The sequence below is a fragment of the Propionispira raffinosivorans DSM 20765 genome, from assembly GCF_000381065.1.
In the GTDB taxonomy this organism is placed as follows: Bacteria; Bacillota; Negativicutes; order Selenomonadales; family Selenomonadaceae; genus Propionispira; species Propionispira raffinosivorans.
In genome coordinates, this window is the sequence record NZ_KB905884.1 from 2,999 (window position 1) to 6,039 (window position 3,041).

Annotated in this window: 2 protein-coding genes; both read right to left on the bottom strand. The window is 38.1% G+C overall.

Going from position 1 to position 3,041, the window contains the following annotated elements; genetic code table 11:
- Nucleotides 1–289: 289 nt before the first annotated feature.
- The gene (locus F606_RS22490; RefSeq protein WP_019555598.1) at nucleotides 290–739 is read right to left on the bottom strand and encodes an Imm63 family immunity protein; all 450 of its coding nucleotides are present in this window, start codon (nucleotides 737–739) and stop codon (nucleotides 290–292) included.
- A 91-nt stretch (nucleotides 740–830) separates the two neighbouring features.
- Nucleotides 831–3,041 (bottom strand): TNT domain-containing protein (locus F606_RS0119685; RefSeq protein ID WP_026329511.1); only part of this gene is annotated, 2,211 nt, incomplete at its 5' end.

A 3,041-nucleotide genomic window follows, 5' to 3' on the forward strand; every position in this document is an offset into this window, starting at 1 on the left:
GCTTCAATTTTGAGCGTATCTTTAGCCGTTACCACACTTGGTGTATGGGTCACAATGGTTCCGTTTTCAAGTTCTTTGTTTTTGCTGGCTTCTGCATAGAAACCAAGACCTTTGGCACTGATCTGGGCTCCGATTCCAGAGGATTTTCCGTCAGTTTGTGTATTTAAACCAAATTAGTCGCTGACCAGTCAAAACGTGGCCGAAGCGCTGCATCTCTTATTATTTCCCAATAACACCTAAAATGAAAGAAGATGTCAGCGGATTTTTACGTTCGCTGACATCATTTCTTTTAAAGATTATCGTCATATGGAGCAAGTTTCAATATCTCATCAATTGCAATTTCACATCTTTTTTTAAAATTAACACCAATAGCATTAAATAATTCGACCTCTTTAGCAAACAGTATTCGCCTAAAATCTTGATTCTCTATACGGTTTTTTAACTCAAATTTTGACGCCATCATAAAAATCATATCTTCAAAAATCCAATACGATATTTCAAATAAATCATAGGTAATTTGATGCCTTTGTATCTCCCCACGTTCCGTATAAACAAAGTGGTAGCCATAATTATCCGCAAATACAAAAGTTCCCTCTCTATTATTTGGTGTCCCCTTTGCAAAATAAACGTTTAGATCCATATATATTCCATCTTTTTCGGACGTTTCTTTAAGTTTACAATACTTTTCTAGAATATTATCTCTTAGTTCTTCAGTGTTTAGTAACCCCAATATACTCATTATTTATTCATTCCTTCTTTCTGTCTCTTAGCAATTATTTTAAACCGAATCTTATAACTAAACTAAATCCCCCCCATTGTTTCTCATAACCTTATATTTTTTCTTTTATATATCCTAGACGTTCTAATTCATTTATCGTCATTGGCAATTCGTATTGCAATCCCTCACCTGGATCACCACCCCACGCAGCTACTTTAGATTGAGTTACACCGGGTATAGGTTTTACTACAATAAATTCCTGATATTTAGAGGGGTCCGTTGTAGGAGGCAATGATAAAGTCGACGGATCGACCCCTGGTTCAGTTACATAATTACTTTTCGGACCAACACCACCATATCGTCCTAATAACTCACCCTTTTCCAATGTTCTATTTAGCTCCGTACCCAAAATACGACCTCCGTTAGGTGGATAATTCATACTGCCATCTGCTTTATACCATTGAGATTTACCCGGCCCCTTAGAAACTATTGGGGCTATATCATCCGCCGATTTTAAATTACTTGATGTCGCAGGAATTTTAGGTATGAATTTAAAGAACAACTCACCTGTACTTATATTAGCAGCAGTTCCGGCAAGATCATCCGGCATTCCCATCTTCTTAGCTATATCAAACTGCCCATCGTAATATTTTTCAATTTTTCTTTCTACATTCATAACAACAGGAGCAGCTTTTTCCCCTATTGTGGGTGCTGTTTCAAACTTTATCTGTATTTGCCCCAATTTTTCATCTGGAGTGGCATCTCCATCATACTCATCGTCACCCGTTTGCGGATTTATTTTCCACACAGAACCATTTTCTGCACGAATTGGCGCAATAGCATGATCCATTCCATCTGACCAGTGTTCATTCCATGATCCATTTGCATAAAATCTTTTCGTTCCTTCAACTGAACTTGCATCAACTTCTATTTTTTCTCCATTTGAGCCTATTTGATAATACTGATTGTTTTCTTTTACAATATTTCCTTCTACTTGAGTTGGTAATACTGTTACTACTGGCTCTTCTGGGACGGTTTGATAGCCGTTGTTATATTGTACTTGCGTTTCGTCTTTTTCTGGAGAAGTAAATACATACGATTCTGGCTGTTTATACGTATCGTTGAGGGTAAGGCTATAGGAGCGAAGTTCATCTCCTTGATAAACCAAATTAGCTGCTGACCAGTCAGCATGTGGTCGAAGCCATGCATCTCTTGCTTTTTCAAAAAAGCTCGGAGCTGCGTTGTATGAATCCGATCCTTCATTTGCTGGATCATTCGCTATAACCGTATATTCTTCACCATCAATAACCACTTTAACAATTGTTCCTGGGTCAACACCATTTATAAAAGCATAATGTTTCCCATTTTCTGCAACCCAATAATAAACATTATCACGTTTGACAATATCTCCTGCCTGTAAGTTGTTTTTTGTCCCACTAACGGCAGCACTACCTCCTGCCTGTCCGTCTTTTCCTAACAAATTAGCAGCGGTTACACCCACCACGGCGCTTGCCCATTGTTGCAGATCACTTCTTTTTATTTTCGACAATTGTTTTTGGATGCTTTCATTGAAACCTGCACCTATCGCACCTGAAGAAAAACCGCTTCCCGTAATTCCTGACATAATTCCGCCAACAAGACCGTGTAATGCTGTTTTAGCAGTTCCACCTTCTGACCAGTCTTTCATAATGGAATTATATTTTTCATCATATTGATTTGTATAATTCATCAACTGTGACATTTTCAAATAATCACCAGCGATAAATGCTTTTGTGGCTTGACTACGATATGCATCTGCTATATTTTTATAGTTTTGAGCTTTTTCTTGATATTTTTTTGAAATATTATGGATTTGATTATACGCTTCTTCTCCGAAAAGTTTTGCTAGTTCTTGTTGTTCGCCTATTTTCTTTTTATCAAAGATTTTTCCTAGTTGGTTTAAGGATTGATTCGTATCTCTGATCAATCCACTTAAATCTTGCTTTGGATTACTTCTTACTTCTATCGTTCCGTTGGCTACTGCAGATTTTGTTGTACTGCTAGCATCGCCTTTCGCTGGAACGCCAACGCTAGGGGTAACACCTTGTTGATTGAGTTTCGCGCCTTTGGAAGTATTGACGTTGACCCCGATGCTACTTGCGCTATACTCCGCTTTATTCTTAATATCTGAATAACTCAGTGTATCCGTACTGATCTTATTCTTGTCTGGCGTTGCATCACTGGAAATGACCGCACCTTTCAGGTCGGTATTTTTTCCTACTTCGATGTTAAAGCCGCCTTGTCCTGCATGGATTTCTGCCTGCGTGGTTACGGATTCATAGTT

Bases quoted from the DNA above. Each gene is read 5' to 3' on its own strand.
- F606_RS22490 (WP_019555598.1), bottom strand. From the start codon at position 739: ATGAGTATATTGGGGTTACTAAACACTGAAGAACTAAGAGATAATATT.